The organism is Streptomyces sp. PSU-S4-23, from assembly GCF_055632315.1.
Genome location: NZ_JBVMUU010000002.1, coordinates 7555831 through 7573243, shown reverse-complemented (window position 1 = coordinate 7573243; position 17413 = coordinate 7555831). Strand labels below are relative to the sequence as shown.

The window sequence follows — 17413 nt, the reverse complement described above, 5'->3', positions numbered from 1 at the left end:
CGTGGTCAGGTGCCGAGGAGCCGGTGAAGCGCGCGACGGGCGCGGGTGGGGGCGGAGGGGTCGTGTTGGAGCTGGAGGAAGTAGTTGAGGGCCAGCATGATGCCGATGAGTTCGTAGATCAGCTGGTCGGGGTCGGTGTCCGGGGGCAGGTCTTCTGCGATGACTGCGCGCCGGATGTGGATACGCAGTTCGCGCTGCCACAGCGCGTTCATTCCAGCGACGGCGTCATGTACGGGTCCGCTGCGCCCGTCGAACTCTGCTGTTGCCGCGGCGAAGAAGCAGCCGCCAGGCAGCGGTTGCCGTTCCAGGTAGGACACCCACACCTCGCACAGGGCGCGCAGATGCGGCAGCCCGGGTGGCACGTCCCGTACGCGCTGGGGCACGTCCTGGGCGAATGACTCTGCGGCGGCGTCGATGACGGCGAGCTGGAGGCTCTCCTTCGTGCCGAAGTGGCCGAGGACACCTGCCTTGCTCATGCCCAGCTCACTCGCGAGCCGGCCGATGGTCAGGCCCTCCAGCCCCTCAACTGAGGCGATCGCCAGGCTGCGATCGACGATGCGCTGCCGGGTGTGGCGGGTCTCGACGACGGACTTGCGGGGGCTCATGACGGTCCATGGTAGCCGCACACCCCATTTAACTTCCGATCGATCGGTTGCTATATTCCACCGGACCGTCGGACCTACCGTGCTGCCTGACTGAGGGAGGGCCTCTTGCCCGGATCCCGTATCGCCGCTCTGGGACACCACCAGCCGTCCCGTGTGCTGACCAACGCCGATCTGGAAGGCCTCGTGGAGACGAGCGATGCCTGGATCCGGCAGCGCACCGGGATCGCCACCCGCCGGATCGCGGACAAGGACGAGTCCGTCACGGACATGGCCGCCACGGCAGCATCCAAGGCACTCGCCGCCTCCGGCCTGGACCCGGCCGAGATCGGCATGGTCACGGTCGCCACCTGCTCCGCCATCGACCGCAGCCCGTCCATCGCCGCCCAGGTAGCCGCCCGTCTCGGCATACCGTCCCCCGTCTGCTTCGACCTCAACAACGCCTGCGCGGGCTTCTGCACCGCCCTCGCCTGTGCCGACCACTCGGTACGGGCCGGAGCCGCCCGGCACGCCCTCGTCATCGGTGCTGAAAAGATGTCGGACCTCGCGGACTGGACCGACCGGAGTACCTGCGTCCTGCTGGGCGACGGCGCGGGCGCCGCTGTGATCAGCCAGGCGGAAGAGGCCGGGGCCGGGATCGGCTCAGTCGTCTGGGGCTCCGACCCCACACGAGGCGATGCGGTGCGGCTGGTGGACTCCTGGCAGCCGCGGTTCGCACAGGAAGGCCAGGCCGTCTTCCGCTGGGCCACCAGCGAGCTGCCCGCCATCGCCCGGGAAGCCTGCCACCGCGCCGGGATCGCCACCACGGACCTCGCAGGCGTGGTCACCCACCAGGCCAACCTCCGGATCGTGGAGTCAGTGGCCCGGCAGCTCGACCTTCGCGACGATGTCGTGATCGCCCGAGACGTCGTCGACTCCGGCAACACATCCGCCGCATCCGTACCCCTTGCGCTGTCCAAGCTGCTCGAACGCGGCGAACTGCCCTCCGGCGCGCCAGTGCTGCTCTTCGCATTCGGCGGCGGCCTGTCCTGGGCGGGCCAAGTCGTCACCTGCCCCTGAGTAGCTGAGCGGGTTCTCGAAGGACGGGCTTCCCGGCCGACCGGGCCGGGCGGGTCGGGTAGCGGACCGAGCCGACGCGGACGGTCCGGTGCTTGAGTACCTGGCGGGACTCGCCGAGCGTGAGTGTGTGAGGACACAGCGGCAGCGGGTAGGGCCACGCCTTCCCCTGCCAGGCCAAGAAGGCGATTCTTCACGGGATCTACGACACGGCAGCGAACACCGGGTGGGTCGCCATCGGCACCGATCACGACACCGCGGCGTTCGCCGTCACCTCGATCCGCGCTGGTGGCAGGCCCACGGCCGACACGACTCCCCGTGCGCCCGCCGACTGGTGATCACCACCGACGTGAGGACGGCGAGCTGGCGCCCATCAAGGAGATTCCTGCACCCAGGACCAGTGGGTCTGCACGATGCGCCAGCCGGCCGGGCCGTGCCGGTACACCTCCGTGCAGTTCCAGCGGTACAGGTCATTGCCTCCCTGGGAGATGAAGTTGAAGCTGAGGACGGCCATGTCCTCGCCGGCCACCACACGCGGGTCGATGAGCTCGAAGCGGTCGATGTGGATCCGCCCCCTGATGGCGGCGTAGTAACTCCTCAGCGCGTCGAGTCCGTTGATCCGCTTCTTGGTCATCGGGTCGAAGTAGGTGACGTCCTCGTCGCAGATCTCCAGATAGCCGTCGGGGTCGCCCGCACCCCAACGCCGCAGTGCGGCGGTCTCCAACTCCACGAGTGTGGTGGCCACGTCGTTTGGGTCGTCGCGCCGTGTCCGGATCTCCTGCCGAGCCAACATATGTCCTACTCCATTCCGATTTGCCAGGGGCAGTGACCAGTTTCATGGAGATCGCGCGGAGAGGGCAGTGGCTAAAAGGACACTCATCGATAGCATATGGCCATGCCCGACAACGTCTCCGGCACACGCAGCCCCTCCACTGTTGCCGTGGTCATGGCCGATGGGTTGCCGATGCTGGAAATGGCCGTACCCGGAAGGATCTTCGGACTGGACCTCGGCAGACCGGAACTGCCGCGTCACACGGTGCTGGCCGCCACCGTCGACGGCGGTCCGATCACCACCGCCGACGGAATCACGCTGGTACCGCCCCACGGGCTCGATGCCCTCGAACTCGCCGGTCTGGTGATCGTGCCCACCTGGCACCAGCCCGACGGCGTCGCACCACCCGAAATGCTCCTGGCCGCGTTGCGCCGGGCGCATCACGACGGGGCGGTCGTCGTCGGACTGTGCCTGGGCGCTTTCGTCGTGGCCGCCGCCGGGCTGCTCGACGGCAGACGCGCGACGACCCACTGGGCGTACACCGACGTCATGGCCGACATGTACCCCGCCACCACGGTCGACGGCGCGGCTCTGTACGTCGACGAGGGCACCGTGCTCACCAGTGCCGGCAGCGCGGCAGGGATCGACGCCTGTCTGCACCTGTTGCGGCGCGAACACGGGGCGACGGTCGCCGGTGCCGTGGCCCGGGCGCTGGTGGTGGCGCCGCACCGTACCGGCGATCAGGCACAGTTCATTCCCGCGCCGATACCCCCGGTCGCCGATGGCGACGAACTGGACGATGTCATCGCGCACCTGTCGGACGGCCTCGATCAGCGCATCGACATCGGCGCCCTGGCCCGGCGAGCGAACATGAGCCGCCGCACCTTCGACCGGCGGTTCACCGCCCGCACCGGCAGTCCGCCCCTGCGGTGGCTCCTCACCCAACGAGTGCTCCTCGCCCAGCACCTCCTGGAGTCCACCGATCTGCCTGTCGACGCCGTCGCCCGCCGGGTCGGGTTCACCGACGCCGTCGCACTGAGGCCGCACTTCCGCCGACAGGTGGGCGTCCCACCGCAGACCTACCGTGCGGCTTTCGCCGAATCACGCACTCTCTGAGAGCCACGGGCCGGCGCGACCGGCACCGAACACCAAGGACCCCGCCCCGCGCCGCCCGACGCGGCAGGGGGCCGTTGCCACCGCCCTGGCCATAGGGACCCTCATGTTCGGCATCATCGAGGGCAACGAGCAGGGCTGAGCCGAGCCGCAAGCAGTGTCCCGGGAGTGACGGGGAAGACCTCGCGCCAGCGACGACGGGGTATCAGGGTTGAGGGGGCGGCCAGCCAGAGCCGGTCTGCGGGCTCGTATCGGACCGGTCCGCCGATCTGACGGCGCAGCACTGCATTCTCATGCCTGAGGACAAGCAACTCGGCATCCTTGGCGGTGTCGCGGCGCAGCAGCACCCCGGGGACGGACAACAGCCGGCGGGCCACCTTGTGAAGCATCGAGACGATCACGCGGACATGCTCCCAGTGGATCCTCCTCTATCGTCCTGACCTGCGGCGATGACTTTACGAGCCCCACACGCACCGCGGTGTTCCGCATCTACGGTATCGAGGTGTTCGAGAAGCGGAGCTTCCCCGCCGACCGGGTGTACGACGCCACCGGGCGACCGGAACTCCGGGTCATCACGTGTGGCGGCAGCTTCTCCAAGGCCGGCGGCTATGCCGGAAACGTCGTTGTCTTCGCCCGGCTGTCGGAGGTCCGCTGAGCGGTGACGGCCGCGCATGGTCACCGGGGTTCGGCCGGGAGGCGGGAGCGGAGGTCGTGGAGACCTCCTGCCTCTCACCCGGGACGGGGCGCGGCAGCCGCTGCAGGGGCACGACGGGGCGCGGACCAGGCCGCACCCCGTCGCCGCGCCGCGCGTCCGACGCTACGGAGTGATCACACTCACATAGGCGTCGGTGTTTCCGAACTGCTTCGGGCAGACCAGCGGCGGCGCCGGCTTGGTCGCCGGGTCGGTCGCGTACGGGTCCTGTCCGAGGCGGGTGGCGATGCGGTCCTTCATGTCACCGCGCACCACCGTGGTGCCGTCGATCGCGTGCTGGTAGGCGTCGACGGCGGGGCAGCCGGCGCCGTTTCTGGCGTCCGTGGTGATGAACCACGCCTTGTCGCTGGTGGACACCAGGGTGTTGTAGTCGCCCATGAACTGGCGGACGAGGTTGTTCTGGGCGCTGACGGCCGGGTCGGTCGAGGCGGTGGAGACCTTGACCGGCTTGCTCCAGGAGCCGCCGTCCGGCTTGGCGGTGTACCAGGCGTCGATGGCCGCGTTGCCGGTTCCATAGGTGGCCGGGTTCTTCGCGACCTGCGCCTGGTAGGCCACGTCCACCCGGCCGTTGGGCGCCACATCGATGCCCTGGTAGAAGGCGTACCCCTCGGCCGCCGTGGACACGGTCTGCGGCGCCGACCAGGTCCTGCCGCGGTCGTCGGAGTGCACGACGACCGTACGGCCGCCGCCCGCCGTCCTGTTCACCCAGGCCGCCCAGACCGTCGTCGACCCCTCCCGCGGGTCGGCTGCGATCGAAAGGAAACTGTTGGTACGGAAGTTGGAACCCGGGAGCGGGTCCGGGATATCGGCCACCGCACCGGCGGACACCGGACGGCTCCAGCCGGCGCCCCCGTCGTGGGAGACGGAGACAAGCTGCTCGGCCCCCTGCTCCCAACCGACATACACCGTGCCGTCGGGGCCGACGGTGGGCATGGAGCCCTGGCGGCCGTTGCCGGTCCCGTTGTTCCCGGCTGGCGAGAGCTGCTTGGGCAGCGAGAAGGAGTTGCCGCCGTCACGCGAAACCGACACCATGACAGGCTCCGACGTGCCCAGCGCCCGGAACTCCGTCCAGGTCAGATAGACCCTGCCGAAGTACGGGCTGGTCGGCGAGGCGTCGACGGTCACCCATTCCTTGTCGTTGAAGTCGTTCGGATTGTCCTTGACCGTGGCGACGGTCGGGGCGCTCCAGGTGCGTCCGTTGTCGTCGGAGTACGAGACCGCGAGCAGCTCCGGTGCCTTGTTGGGCGGGTAGGGGCTGCGGCCCGGCTTGTACGAGGCCAGGGTCGAGTAGTAGGCGCGGGCACCGTGCTGGTAGCTGAAGGTTCCGTCGGGCTGCGGCTTCGGTCCGAAACTGATGACCGGGTCGCCGTCGGAGACCAGGTCCGAGGCCATCCAGGACGGCTGGTCGTCGAGCAGCCCCCGGTTGGTCCAGGTCTGGCCACCGTCGCTTGAGGTGTAGATCCCGGAGGTACCCACGCCCGGGAAGAAGGAACAGTCACTGGGCGCGGCGTCCGGGCCGCGGACCTCGCCGGGTCCGCACGCGGGCTGCCGCTGCTCGTCGTTGGCACCGGCGATGAGGTACCGGCTGTCGAGCGGGTTGACTGCAACGGTGGTTTCGTTCTGCTTGTTGGTGGGGAACACCGCGGTCGTGTCGCTCGTCGGATCCCCGGCCACCTGCGGCTTGTTCGCCTGCACATCGGTGGCGGACACGGCCCCCGCCGGACTTGCCAGGGGTAGGACCAGCAGACCGGCGGCCGCCGACATGGTCAGTCGGCTCGGCCATCTTCGCGACATGGCTCTCCTCGTACGGATGAAGCATCGGCTCAATCCCTTGCCGATGCACGTCACTTGGAGGGGGGTGGGATAGCGACGCTAGTGATTCAGGGGGCGCACGTCCATAGGGCACAGCGCGTGCCCGGCGCGCGGGAGGGGAGGCCCAGCGCCTCGCGGCGAGGACCGTGATGCGGACCCCCGAATTTAGGTAGGGTCGGGGACTGGCGCGGTGGCGCTTGACGCTCCGTTTCCAGCCCCCGCCGCTTCAAACCGTGCATGCGGTTCTCCCGCACACGGCTTTCCGACATCGTTCACCGGCTGGCATGCGCCGTTACCCAGTGCACGTTCCCGCTGAGGCGGAAGACCCCGATAGTCTGAGAGGGCAGACAGGAGAACCACCCCCTCATGACCAGACCAAGCCCGTCGGATCCGACCCGGTTCCCCGGCCCAAGCGCCGCACTTTCAGCCCCGAGTACAAGCTGCGGATCGTGGCCGAGTACGACGCCGCACCGAAGAACGAGAAGGGCGCGATCCTGCGCCGCGAGCGGCTGTACCACTCGCACGTGAAGGAGTGGCGGGCCGCGCAGGATGCCGGGGCCCTGGAGAAGCTGGTCGACAAGCGCACCAGCCCGGCGAGGCCGAAGAAGTCGGCCGCCGAGGCGGAGAACGAGAAACTGCGCCGCCAGGTGGAACGGCTGGAGAAGGAACTGGCCCGGAACAAGGCCGCGTTGGAGGTTATGGGAAGAGCCTCCGCGCTCTTGGAAATGATCTCCGAGGGCGCGGACTGAAGTCTGCCGCCGACCCGGTGGTGGATGACGCCTTCACCGGTGTCGAGGGCGAGCTGGGCATTACGGCCGCGTGCCGGCTGACCGTGCCCCCTGCCGAAAATCTCATCCGGCCTGGTGGTAGCCCTGGCGGGGGTGCGCGGGGTCGGGGACTCGGGTGCTCGGAATGGGGCGTCTCGTACGGCTGGTGACTGCCCCGGCATGATGGTCCGTCGTGCTGCTGCGACTGGCCTACCTCACCGTGACGAACGCGTTCGCCCTGCGTCACCAGATCACGGTCCTGCGGCGCCAACTCGGCGAGGAAAAGGTGCGGTTCACAACGAGCGATCGGGCGTTCCTGACGGCGTTGCTGAACCGGCTTCCGGCGGAGGCGCTGCGCCGGGTGCGGCTGTTGGTGCGGCCGGACACGGTGCTGCGCCGGCACCGCGATCTGGTCGCACGCCGCCACGCTGCCGCCTCACGGCCCAAGCGCCCTGGAAGACCGCGGACCGCGCACTCCATCCGCGCCCTGGCCCTCCGATTCGCCCGGGAGAATCCCAGCTGGGGCTATCGCCGCATCCATGGCGAACTCCTCGTTCTCAGGATCCAGGTCGCGGCCTCCACTGTCTGGGAGATCCTGAAGGAGGCCGAGATCGACCCGGCGCCCGAGCGGGCCTCCAGCACCTGGGCGGACTTCCTGCACTCCCAGGCCGACGCCCTGCCGGCATGCGACGTCCTGGAAACGGTCACCCTGTCCGGGGCACGTATGTATGTGTTCGCGGTGATCGAGCACGCCAGCCGCCGGATTCGGATACTCGGTGCCACCGCGCACCCCACCGCCACGTGGGTGACACAGGCCGCGAAGAACCTCGTCATGGACCTCGAAGACGCCGGCTGCCGGGCCAGGTTCCTGATCCGGGACCGCGACGGGAAGTTTTCCGCCCTGTTCGACACCATCTTCAACGATGCGGGGATCGAGGTGATGCTCAGCGGCGTGCGGATGCCGCGCATGAACTCGGTCACGGAACGCTGGGTACAAACCTGCCGACGCGAACTGCCGGACCGCACCTTGATCTGGAACCAGCGGCACCTTCTCCATGCACTACGGAAGTTCGAAGAGCACTACAACTCCCACCGGCCGCATCAGGGCATCGCCAACGCCCGCCCGCACCCCCCGTCGCCAAAGCCGATCACCGATCCGGAGCAGATCACCCACCTCGACATACGACGACGCGAACGACTCGGCGGCATCCTCCACGAGTACCAACATGCCGCCTGACCTCGACGGATGAGGTTTTGGGCAGCCGCAGGCCCACCGCGTCGTACAGCGCGGACAGGGCGCCCTCGCCGTCGGGATCGTCGCTGCCGACGCCGCGTGCGCCCACGATGTGATCATCGGGCCGCACCCTGCCGACGCCGCTCTCGTGGGCCGCGACGGTGACCGTCGTGTGGCCGCAGGCCTCAAGCAACGGCACCAGACTCGCGGCGAGCCCCGCCTCGTCGGGCAGCATCAGCCAGGTACCCGGCCGGGCCGGCGTGCCCGCCGTGTGCGGCGCCCGTCGCCAGACCAGCACGCTCGTCCAGCGCGCAGGGTCGAGGCGGCCCTGCCCGACCACCGCCCCCACCGGGCCCACCGGGCCCGCAACCAACGACCCCCGGGCGCCGACCAGCAGCCCATCACCGTGCAGGAACTCGAAGGCCGCAGGCTCCTACGCACCCGCATCCTCGGCGGTGTCATCAATGAGTACCGATACTCGGCCTGACCTGCAGCGACGACTTTCCGAGCCCCACACGCATGGCAGGGTGCAGCCGACGCGCGTCCTCAACCTCGATCACGCCCCGACGAGCAGACAACTCAACCGTTCCCGCTCAATATGACGATCGCCCCCAGGCACCCTGGGGGCGATCGCTGTCCACAAGTGCCTGCGGATCAGTTGCCGATCAGTCGATGCGGTCGCTCAGGCCCAGCACCTGCGGGTAGTCGCTGGGGAAGTCCCCAGGCATGCCCCCCACGTGGATGGTGCGCCCGTACACACCGGCCAGGAACTCGACGGCACCGACCGGGAACTCCGACCAGTCGCCGTTGTCTCCGCGGACGACCACCGGCCATGCGTCCGGGTCCGCGGGGCTCGTCTTCCAGTAGAAGACGTCCCCCGAATTGGACTGCGCCCAGGAGATCAGGCCACCGGGCTGCGGGTAGGGAACGTAGTCCTCGGTGTCGCCCATCTCGTACAGATCCTGAAGGATCTCGTCCTCCCTGGCCTCTGACGCCCATGACGCCTCGGTGCCGGGCACGGGAACGGACACGCTCAGGAAGTCGTCGATGACCAGCACCGGGTACGCCTCCGCCAGAGAGCGGAAGTCCGAGGGCAGCGCCGTCCCCAGGCCCGCCTCGAGGGAGGCCCAGTCCACGCTGCGCCCCCCAGGAACACGCCACCGTGTCATCGACGGAAGCACGGCCTCCAGCTCTTCGACCCTCAGCATGTCGTCTGCCAATCCGGGCTGAACTCAACCACGACGTTGTTGAACAACACTCCGTCCTCGGTGTAAGCGGACATGGTGATGCTGTCCGCTTATCCCGTGGTGTGGCTGTAGTTGACCTTGCCGGTATACATGACCCACTTCTGGGCCGCGAGCTGCTTCTCCATCTTGATCTCGCAACGCCGCATGCCGCTCTTGTTCATGCGCGAGAACCCGGTGAACAGGTTTTCGTTCACCCAGTCGCCGCCCACCTTGTCGCCCACGATGTGCGTGTGGTCGAAGGTGTTCCCCCTCCCCGACCTGGGAGTGTTCTGCGCGGGGTCCGGGAACCCGTACACGTTCACCGAGCCGGTGTCCCGGTCCGCGAGCGGGGCCTTGAGATCGCTCGGGCAGATCAGCGCGGTGGCCCCTTGGGCGCGGCCCGCCCCGTCCAGCGGCTGGTACTGGAATCGGGACGACTTCGGCTCGGACTCACACCGCTTCTTGTTGTCCGTGTCCGAGTCGCCCCCGGGCAGTGGTCCGGGACGCGGCCGGGCAGCCGGCTCCGGCTCCGGGTCGTCGTTGCTGAAGAGGCCCTGGAGACTCGACGTGATCGAGTCGAAGGCGTCGTTGACGGCGGTCTGCACGTCCTGGTCGGTCGCGTACGCGTAGGCCGCGACCGTGGCGACCACGAGGACCACGGCGGTGGCTTCGGCCAGATCGTCGACGAGGAAGAAGTGGCCGTCCAGTTCGACGTTGCTCACCGGGTTGCCGCCACCGAAGGCGTAGCGGTTTCCGGTGAACGGGTCGGCACCGAGACCCATGTCGGACAGCGCGCCGGCGTACATGTCCCGGGTGGTGAAGCGGTTGAGGCCCGGGTCGTAGTCGCGGAAGCCCATATCGTAGGTACCGGACTGGGCGTCCCAGCGCTTGCCGTTGTAGCGGTACGGGTTGTAGTCCTCCTTGGTGGGGTTCTGGGCGTCGGGCTTGTCGATGCCGGTGAACTCGGAGGTGTCGTCGCTTCCGTAGGCGGTGTAGCCGTACGTGGCCTTGGTGTCACCGTTCTTGTCAGTCAGCGCGTCGACGTCGGTGTGACCGTTGTAGCTGTAGTAGCTGTCCTCGGTCGTGCCGTCGGTGTTGTGCTTGACCTGGGACAGACGCTCGCCCCACGGGCTGTACTGGTACGACTTCGACAGCTGGCCGGCGACCTTCTCGTCCAGGACCTCGCTGGACAGTCCCAGGTATTCGAAGTTCGTGCTCTTGCCGTCGGCAGTCTTGGACAGGGTGCGGTCGAGCGGGTCGAAGGTTGGTCATCCGGTAGGTGATGCCGGGGCTGGTGCCCTGGTGCGGAACCCTGACCTCGGTCTGCTTGCCCCGCTCGTCGTAGGTGATCAGGGTCTCGTTGTTCTCGGCGTCCTTGCCGGCAACGACGAGCGAGTCCTTGTCATAGGTACGCCAGCTGGTCTTGCCCAGGGCGTCGGTGATCGAAACGGTCCGGTGCCTGCGCTCCGGACCGGTCGTCGTGTCCTTCGGGTCCGTCGACGAGACCATCTGGTCCCCGGAGTCGTACACCGCAGTCGACACCGCGCCGTTGGGCGCCGTCCAGGTGGTGATGTTGTCGTTGGCGTCGTACTCCGGGGCAGGCGTGGTGATGAGAACGCCCGCTGCCTGGTCCTTCGGCAGCGTCTTGACCAGCGGTCGCCCGAAGGTGTCGTACGTCTGCGTCTGGAGTCCGTTGAGCTGCGGTCGATCGAGTACCGGTACGAGCCGCGCGGACGGGCCGCCATTCCTCGGCCGGACGGCCCGCCGTCGAATCCGCGCGACGGTCGAGCCGCCTTCGGGCTTTCGCCGTTGCCTTCAGCTCCCGGTCGCGCGGCCGGCGTTCCGCGCGGCGAGGGAGTCCAGAACAGCAGCCATGGTCCTTGTCAGACTCGCGGAATCGGCTCCGGCTCGCGAACGCAGGTTCACGCCGTAGGCGAGCAGGGCCAGCAGATCGGCGGCAGCCTCGACGTCGACGCCAGGGGCGAGTTGCCGCAGCGCCTCGGCGGCCGTCAGGGCCGCGCGCATCGCCTGCCGCAGTTCCCGGTGATGACCGTCGAGGATCGCGCGCACCTCGTCGGCACCGTTCTCCGCCCCGGCGTGCGCGTTGGAGACCATGCAGCCCCACCCGGCGTACTCCCCGTGGCAGCGCGCCTCGATCAGGCCGCCGAAGAATTCCGAGACGGCGGGCAGCCCTCGTTCGTCCTCCGCCAGGCGGCGCAGCAGGGGCCGGGAGCGCTGCTCGACGTAGCGCCGCAGGGCGGCGAGGTAGAGCTCCTGCTTCCCGCCGAACGTGGCATACAGGCTGGAGCGGTTGAGTCCGGTCGCGGTGACGACGTCCTGGATGCCGGTCGAGGCCACGCCCCGCTGCCAGAACAGGCGCATCACGGTGTCCAGCGTCGCTTCGGTATCGAAGTGCTTGATGTCCGGCATGCCTCACCCCGCCAACTTGGAATGCGGGTTCCAAGATATCGCGTACCGCCCTACCCGAGGCTCGATTGCCCCGCTATCTTGAAACGAGCGTTCCAAGTTCTGCTCCACGTCTTGACCTGCCGCACCGAAGGAGTTCCCACCCATGAGCCTCAACGCCGAACTGCGCGCCTTCTACGCGTCCCGACAGCAGCAGATCCCCTCCGAAGTACGGGCGGTCATGCAGCGGGCCGCCCGGGAACTCACCGACTCCGGCCAGGCCGACACCGCCCTGACCGCCGGCGACCAGGCCCCGCGCTTCGCCCTCCCGACCGCGACCGGACAGACCCTCGCCCTGGACGACCTGCTCACCCTGGGCCCGGTCGTACTGACCTTCTACCGCGGCGCCTGGTGCCCGTACTGCAACATCGCCCTGCGAGCCCTGCAGCGCCACCACACCGACATCGCCGCGCGGGGCGCCCGCCTCGTGGCCGTCTCCCCGCAAATCCCCGACGAGTCCCTCTCCCTCGTCGAGAAGCACGGACTCGCCTTCGACGTCCTCAGCGACATCGGCTCCGACACGGCCAAGCAGTACGGCCTCGCCTTCGACCTGCCCGACGACCTCGCCGCCGTCTACGACCGCCTCGGCTTCGACCTCCAGCGCGTGAACGACGGCCACCCGCGCACACTCCCACTGCCCGCCACCTATGTCATCGACCGCGCTGGCACCATCCGCTGGGCCTTCGTCACCACCGACTACACCACCCGCGCCGAACCGGCCGACATCCTCGCCGCCCTCGGCGCCCCGCGCTGAGGGCGTTTCAGGCGTCCAGTCGTCTGCAACGACTCATGAGACATGATCGTCGCAGGTGGACTGCAGGGCGGGTGGGTGTTTCACGAGCGACCAGTCATGAAGGGCCGCCATGGTTCGGGCTGGGTCACCTTGCGTCCGCAGAATCAACCCGGAGAGGCCCCGAAGCGGTCGGGGTCGTACACGAAGCCGCGCAGCAGCATGGCCGGCATGACACGTCATGAGATCCGGCCGCCGGCCACTGCTCCCGTTGCGCCCGCGCCACGCTCGCCCGCACGCGCGTGCAGGAACGCCCTGCCGCATCAGCAGGTTTCGCTGAAGGTCCGCCGGTAAGCGCCGGGTGTGGTGCCGAGATGCACCCGGAAACGGCGACGCAGGTTGACCGCCGAGGAGAGTCCGACCCGGGTGGCGATGGCTTCCACCGGAAGGTCAGTCTGCTCCAGCAGTATCCGGGCCGCATCACGGCGCCGGCCGAGCAGCCACTGTCCCGGGCTGGTGCCGAGCTGTCCGGTGAACCGCCGGGCGAGGGTTCGGCCGGACAGCCCGGCACGTTCGGCGAGGCGGTCGAGGGTCAGCCGGGTGTCGAGGTGGGAGGCGGCCCACTCCAGCAGTGGCGCCAACGACTCGTCCGCCCTGGCCGGTGCGGGCTGTGCGGCGTACTGGAGTTGGCTGCCCTCCCGGTGCGGCGGCAGGACCATGCGCCGGGCGATCTGGGCGGCGTACGCCGCGCCGTGGTCGGTACGCACCAGGTGGCACAGGTCGATGCCCGCGCCGGTCCCGGCGCTGGTCGCCACGTCTCCGTGGTCCACGAAGAGCACGTCCGGATCCACCTGCCAGCTCATCGGCCTGACTCTCCGGGCTCCCGCCCCGGACGGCCGACACGTTCGCCCCAGTGTCCTCGCGGACCCATGTGCGCAGTGTCTCCCCGGTGATCCCGAGCTCGGCGGCCACGGCCGCATACGTGCGCTTGCCGCCGCCCGCGCGATACAGCGCGACGGCGTCCCTCCGGAACTCCTCCGGGTACGGAGACCGGCGTCCCACCTGGACATCCCCCCTGGACCATCACGATCCATTGTCAGGGTGTCCACTTCAAGGGATCAGCCTGACTTTGGAAACTTGCCCCATTGCGCAAGCAAGAGCGCAACTCCGAGCAAGACGAGGCCAGCGGTGAAGATGGCGAGCGGAGCGGCGAGCGAGTTCGGGAGGTACCGCTCAGCTGTCTGGGGCACCACCTGGATGACACTGTACGCGCCGATGGCGAGCAGCCACACTCTGCGTAGTACCACCCCGCCTGCCAGCAGGGTGGCGACGGTGGTGAGGGCAACCACGTGTCCTGCCGCAATGTCCATCATCATCTGGGCACCGACCAACAATCCGACCGCGGCGGCGAGATACCCAGCGGTGCGAGGCCGGATGTGGCCGCGGTACACCGCACCACCCCACACTGCCGACAGGACCCAGACACCGAGGCCAGACCCCCAGATTGGCATGTCTTGATCGAGACGGGCGATGCCGGCGCCGAGCGTCATCGCCGCCCCGGCGAACATGGCCAGATGCTGAAGCAGCGCCCGCGTCTGCAGCCACAGCACCACGGCGTAGACCGTTGTCACGGCCGCCACCGACAGGGCCGCGCTGCTGGCGGAGAAGTGCCAGATGCGGGTACCGAGCACACCCGCGAAAGCCCCCAGGCACGCGGTGGACATCAACCACAGTACGCTCTCCAGCCGCTCGAGCGCGGGATGGCCATCGGTGCGCACGACAGCACCAACGATGCCGAGCAGCACGCTCGCCACAGCAGCGAAGGCCGCCTCTGCGCCGGCCGGGATGTCCGGCCAGAGCTGGGTCACGGCGATGAACCCGGCGATGATCGCCATGGCGCCGCCGAGATAGCCGAGCGCCTCAACGATCAGAGGCACGCGACTGCCCGCATCGCCGGCTTCGGCAGCCGCAAGGGGCGGTGCCGCAGGCCGTCCACCGTCCGCTTGGCGGCCGCCATGCGCCGAGGTCGGTGTGGGTGCGGATTCGGCGCGCGCAGCCTCGGTGGCTTCGATCCGAGACGCCTGCTCGGAATTGATCAGTCCTTCAGCCACCCAGCGCGCGAGCTGATCGCGCAGATCAGGTTCGGACGGTGCGCCAGTCATGTGACGGCCTCCTCTCGCTCCTGTTCAGGATGAGTTCAGTTGCGGTCCGCAACCACTGCCGATCGTCCTCATACCAGGGGCCGGTCGTCCTTGAGGTTTCCCCGTGATCTTGGACGCTCTCGTCTTACGCTGCGAGTGTCTGATCGTTGCGGAACCGCTGACGCGCGTGGGGTGTGAGATACCCGAAGACGGGGAGTTTGCGCAGGCGGCGCCGGTTGTAGAAGGTCTCGATGAAGGTGAAGACCTCGGCGCGGACGGTGGCCCGGTCTGGCCAGATTCGGGTGCCGATCTCCTCCTTCAGGACAGCCCAGAAGCTTTCCGCCGCGGCGTTGTCGTAGCAGGAGCCGGTCCGGCCGGTGCCCTGCCGAAGGCCCAACGTGCTGACACATCCCCTCTGGAGCACGACAAGGGACGCCATCCCGAGTGACCGTGGGATATATCTGGCTGGCGAGGTCTGGACGGGTCGGGGTGCCGGTGGTGTGGTGCAGACTGTGGGCCGCGACTCACCGTGGAGGGGTGCCATGTTCACCGGACTGCACGACATCGACTGGGCGGCACTGCGGCACGCCTACGGGTCGGCCCGGGATGTGCCCGACATGCTGACCGGGCTCGCGTCGCAGGACGCTGCCGAGCGCGAGGTCGCCCTGGACGCGCTCTACGGCGCTGTGCACCACCAGGGGGATGTCTACGACTCGACGATCGCCTGTATACCGTTCCTGTTCGAGTTCCTCACCGACCGAGCGCGGCCTGATCGCGGGCCGGTCGTCGAGCTGCTCGCCGGCATCGGGGGCGCGGACCACGGTTCCGACGACGCACCCGGGTACGAGGGCGAGGACGAAGCGGACACCGTTCGGCGGGCCGACCACCTCCAGGCGCACACCATGGTCCGCGACCGCGCGGAGGAGCTCGTCGAACTGCTGGCCGATCCCGATCCCGAGGTCAGGCGAGCCGTGCCGGGCACACTGGCCGGTGTGGGCCGTGACCCGGCCCGCGTCCTCGCGCTGGTGCGAGAGCGGCTGCCGGACGAGTCGGACCCGGAGGCCCGCCTTGCTCTCGTCGCGGCCGGCGGCACCCTGGCCGTCCGCCATGCGCGGACCAGCCCCGACGCCGTCCGCTGGCTGGCCGGCCTGTTCGCCGGTGCCGCCGCCCCGGAGCTGCGTCTGGCCGCACTTGCCCAACTCGCCCGCTGCGCCCCGGCGGAACTGCCGGACCCCCTCGTCCCGACCGTAATCGCGCTGCTCGATGACATCGGCACCACGGCCGCTGCCGACACGGCCGCTCCTATCCGCCGTCCCGCCACACCCACCCTGATCGGGCGGCTGCGGGAACTCCGGGCCCCGTACCGGGACGGCCGCGCCGACGCCTGGACGGACGGCCTGCTGCGCACCCTGCACACGGCACTCGGCGACCGGGTCCACGAGCGGACCTCACTGCTGAGCGACCAGTTGCGCTCCGCCGACCGCGGCCGGCGCGTCGACGCGGTATGGCAGACCGACAGCCTGGTCCGGGGCTGGCGGGGATCGTACGAGGAACTGGCCGCGCTGCTCGGGCAGCAACTCGGCGAGAGTGAACGGGGGCTGCGGCACGCCGCGTCGGCGGTGCTCGAGGACCTCTTCGAGCTCGCCGCGCCCGCCGCCGACGCCCTTGCCGATCAGGTGGCGGCCGCACCCGACCTGTGGAGCGGTGACCACACACCCGAGCAGTCCGCGCTTCGCTCCATGGCGAAGACCCTCGCGCGGCTTGGCGATCCGCGGGTCCTGCCCTGCCTCACGGCCGCCCTGGACCAGCCGGAGATCCCGCGGGAGGTGCCCTACCTCCTTGCACACCTGGGCCCGCCGGCCGCGTCGCTGGTGCCGCACCTGCGCGACCGGCTTGGGGAGGTGCGTCCTGAGTCGGCCACGCTGTATGAAGAGGCGGCCCCGCTGCTGATCGGGCTCGGCGCGGTCGGTGGCACCGAGGCCCTCCCGCAGATACTGCGCCTGCTGCGCGGCTCGGTGCGGGCCCAGCAGTGGCGGGTGGTGCCCGAGGTACTGGGCACTCTGGAGCGGTTCGGCCCGGCAGCCTCCGACGCCGCCTCGGACCTGCGTCCCCTCCTCCAGTCCGGCGACGCCGGAATCGCCCTGGCGGCGGCCGCTGCCCTGTGGTCCGTCGAGCCCGGCGCGGACGGTGTCCTACCGGTGCTGCGCTCGCAACTGCGCCGCAGAAGCCCCCATGAGCGGCGTCCCGCCGTCCGTCTGATCGGCCGCCTCGGCCCGGCGGCGGCGAGGACCGCGGGACATCTGCGCCGGATGCTCGCAGACGACGACCTGTGGCTGCGGGTCGAGTGCGCCGTCGCGCTCTGGCACATCACGGGCGACGCCGAGGCGGTGCTGCCGACGCTGCTCGGCGCCTGGACGCGGTACCCGTACACACGCGCCGTGATCGCCACCTGCCTTGCGGACGCCGGCCCTGCCGCCGCACCCGCCCTGCCCGCGCTCCGCGCCGAACTGGCCGCGGCGCGGCGGCACAACAGTGCTGCCGGCTCTTACGGCGGCCACGACATCGATGCAGACGAGACCCTGCTGCGGAGATGCCGTACCGCCGTCGATGCAATAGACGGGCAGGTCGGTCCGGGACACCAGGGATGAGCTGCGTGCCGTTGCCGCGGCACCGCCGAGCTCGGCGGCATGCCCACGGGGTGTAGTTCCGCTTCGTCTCGTGTTCGAGGCGCGAGAACGACGAGCGGCACAGATACAGGCTCAGGACCTGCGGGTGCCGAAAA

At 69.3% G+C, this 17413-nt stretch carries 16 protein-coding genes and 5 pseudogenes; 8 read left to right on the top strand and 13 right to left on the bottom strand.

The window, feature by feature from the left end; translation table 11 throughout:
- Positions 1–5: 5 nt before the first annotated feature.
- Positions 6–605 carry a TetR/AcrR family transcriptional regulator gene (locus ACZ79I_RS34270; protein WP_471502764.1) on the bottom strand — a complete coding sequence of 200 codons (600 nt, stop codon included), beginning with the start codon at positions 603–605 and terminating at the stop codon, positions 6–8.
- Positions 606–710: 105 nt separating this feature from the next.
- Between ACZ79I_RS34270 and ACZ79I_RS34265 the strand changes: the two genes are divergently transcribed.
- Positions 711–1661, top strand: a complete 951-nt coding sequence (locus ACZ79I_RS34265) for a beta-ketoacyl-ACP synthase III (RefSeq protein ID WP_471502762.1) — start codon at positions 711–713, stop codon at positions 1659–1661.
- 155 nt (positions 1662–1816) lie between these two features.
- Positions 1817–2028, top strand: a pseudogene (locus tag ACZ79I_RS34260) (ISAzo13-like element transposase-related protein); the annotation flags it as partial.
- A 3-nt stretch (positions 2029–2031) separates the two neighbouring features.
- Here the strand turns inward: ACZ79I_RS34260 and ACZ79I_RS34255 are convergent.
- Positions 2032–2403 carry a YybH family protein gene (locus ACZ79I_RS34255; protein WP_471502760.1) on the bottom strand — a complete coding sequence of 124 codons (372 nt, stop codon included), beginning with the start codon at positions 2401–2403 and terminating at the stop codon, positions 2032–2034.
- 150 nt (positions 2404–2553) lie between these two features.
- On the opposite strand from ACZ79I_RS34255, the gene ACZ79I_RS34250 reads away from it, so the two are divergent.
- Positions 2554–3546 carry a helix-turn-helix domain-containing protein gene (locus ACZ79I_RS34250; protein ID WP_471502758.1) on the top strand — a complete coding sequence of 331 codons (993 nt, stop codon included), beginning with the start codon at positions 2554–2556 and terminating at the stop codon, positions 3544–3546.
- 113 nt (positions 3547–3659) lie between these two features.
- Here ACZ79I_RS34250 and ACZ79I_RS34245 read toward each other — a convergent pair whose 3' ends face one another.
- Complete coding sequence (locus ACZ79I_RS34245) at positions 3660–3944, bottom strand: integrase (protein WP_471502756.1); 285 nt, start codon at positions 3942–3944, stop codon at positions 3660–3662.
- 68 nt (positions 3945–4012) lie between these two features.
- Between ACZ79I_RS34245 and ACZ79I_RS34240 the strand changes: the two are divergent.
- Positions 4013–4198, top strand: a pseudogene (locus tag ACZ79I_RS34240) (sortase domain-containing protein); the annotation flags it as partial.
- 162 nt (positions 4199–4360) lie between these two features.
- On the opposite strand, the gene ACZ79I_RS34235 reads toward ACZ79I_RS34240, so the two are convergent.
- Entirely contained in the window at positions 4361–6049 is a 1689-nt protein-coding gene (locus tag ACZ79I_RS34235; protein WP_471502754.1) for a sialidase family protein, read from the bottom strand.
- Between the two features lie 467 nt (positions 6050–6516).
- Between ACZ79I_RS34235 and ACZ79I_RS34230 the strand changes: the two genes are divergently transcribed.
- Together ACZ79I_RS34230 and ACZ79I_RS34225 are read left to right on the top strand one after the other, a co-directional pair.
- The gene (locus ACZ79I_RS34230) at positions 6517–6816 is read left to right on the top strand and encodes a hypothetical protein (protein ID WP_471502752.1); all 300 of its coding nucleotides are present in this window, start codon (positions 6517–6519) and stop codon (positions 6814–6816) included.
- Positions 6817–7027: 211 nt separating this feature from the next.
- Positions 7028–8071 (top strand): integrase core domain-containing protein, encoded by a 1044-nt coding sequence (locus ACZ79I_RS34225; protein ID WP_471502750.1) that lies wholly within the window; start codon positions 7028–7030, stop codon positions 8069–8071.
- On the opposite strand, the gene ACZ79I_RS34220 is transcribed toward ACZ79I_RS34225, so the two are convergent.
- The 5 genes and pseudogenes from ACZ79I_RS34220 to ACZ79I_RS34200 all read right to left on the bottom strand — a co-directional run bounded on the left by ACZ79I_RS34220 (position 8001) and on the right by ACZ79I_RS34200 (position 11724).
- Positions 8001–8417: a KR prefix domain-containing protein gene (locus tag ACZ79I_RS34220; protein ID WP_471502748.1), complete on the bottom strand. Its 417-nt coding sequence runs from the start codon at positions 8415–8417 to the stop codon at positions 8001–8003. The two genes, ACZ79I_RS34225 and ACZ79I_RS34220, sit on opposite strands and share 71 nt — an antisense overlap.
- A gap of 316 nt (positions 8418–8733) precedes the next feature.
- The gene (locus tag ACZ79I_RS34215) at positions 8734–9276 is read right to left on the bottom strand and encodes an SMI1/KNR4 family protein (RefSeq protein WP_471502746.1); all 543 of its coding nucleotides are present in this window, start codon (positions 9274–9276) and stop codon (positions 8734–8736) included.
- A gap of 89 nt (positions 9277–9365) precedes the next feature.
- Positions 9366–9944, bottom strand: a complete 579-nt coding sequence (locus ACZ79I_RS34210) for a DNA/RNA non-specific endonuclease (protein WP_471505385.1) — start codon at positions 9942–9944, stop codon at positions 9366–9368.
- Positions 9945–9989: 45 nt separating this feature from the next.
- Positions 9990–10559, bottom strand: a pseudogene (locus ACZ79I_RS34205) (RHS repeat-associated core domain-containing protein); the annotation flags it as partial.
- Between the two features lie 550 nt (positions 10560–11109).
- Positions 11110–11724 carry a TetR/AcrR family transcriptional regulator gene (locus ACZ79I_RS34200; protein ID WP_471502744.1) on the bottom strand — a complete coding sequence of 205 codons (615 nt, stop codon included), beginning with the start codon at positions 11722–11724 and terminating at the stop codon, positions 11110–11112.
- 142 nt (positions 11725–11866) lie between these two features.
- Between ACZ79I_RS34200 and ACZ79I_RS34195 the strand changes: the two genes are divergently transcribed.
- Positions 11867–12514: a peroxiredoxin-like family protein gene (locus ACZ79I_RS34195; RefSeq protein ID WP_471502742.1), complete on the top strand. Its 648-nt coding sequence runs from the start codon at positions 11867–11869 to the stop codon at positions 12512–12514.
- Positions 12515–12813: 299 nt separating this feature from the next.
- On the opposite strand, the pseudogene ACZ79I_RS34190 reads toward ACZ79I_RS34195, so the two are convergent.
- The 4 genes and pseudogenes from ACZ79I_RS34190 to ACZ79I_RS34175 form a co-directional block, all read right to left on the bottom strand.
- Positions 12814–13341 (bottom strand): annotated as a pseudogene (locus tag ACZ79I_RS34190) (GlxA family transcriptional regulator); the annotation flags it as partial.
- A gap of 109 nt (positions 13342–13450) precedes the next feature.
- A pseudogene (locus tag ACZ79I_RS34185) lies at positions 13451–13552 on the bottom strand (hypothetical protein); the annotation flags it as partial.
- A 56-nt stretch (positions 13553–13608) separates the two neighbouring features.
- On the bottom strand, positions 13609–14652 hold the full coding sequence (locus ACZ79I_RS34180; RefSeq protein ID WP_471502740.1) for a hypothetical protein: 1044 nt from the start codon (positions 14650–14652) through the stop codon (positions 13609–13611).
- A 124-nt stretch (positions 14653–14776) separates the two neighbouring features.
- Positions 14777–15028, bottom strand: a complete 252-nt coding sequence (locus ACZ79I_RS34175) for a hypothetical protein (RefSeq protein ID WP_471502738.1) — start codon at positions 15026–15028, stop codon at positions 14777–14779.
- 145 nt (positions 15029–15173) lie between these two features.
- Between ACZ79I_RS34175 and ACZ79I_RS34170 the strand changes: the two genes are divergently transcribed.
- Positions 15174–17279 (top strand): PBS lyase, encoded by a 2106-nt coding sequence (locus ACZ79I_RS34170; RefSeq protein ID WP_471502736.1) that lies wholly within the window; start codon positions 15174–15176, stop codon positions 17277–17279.
- Positions 17280–17413: the final 134 nt, after the last annotated feature.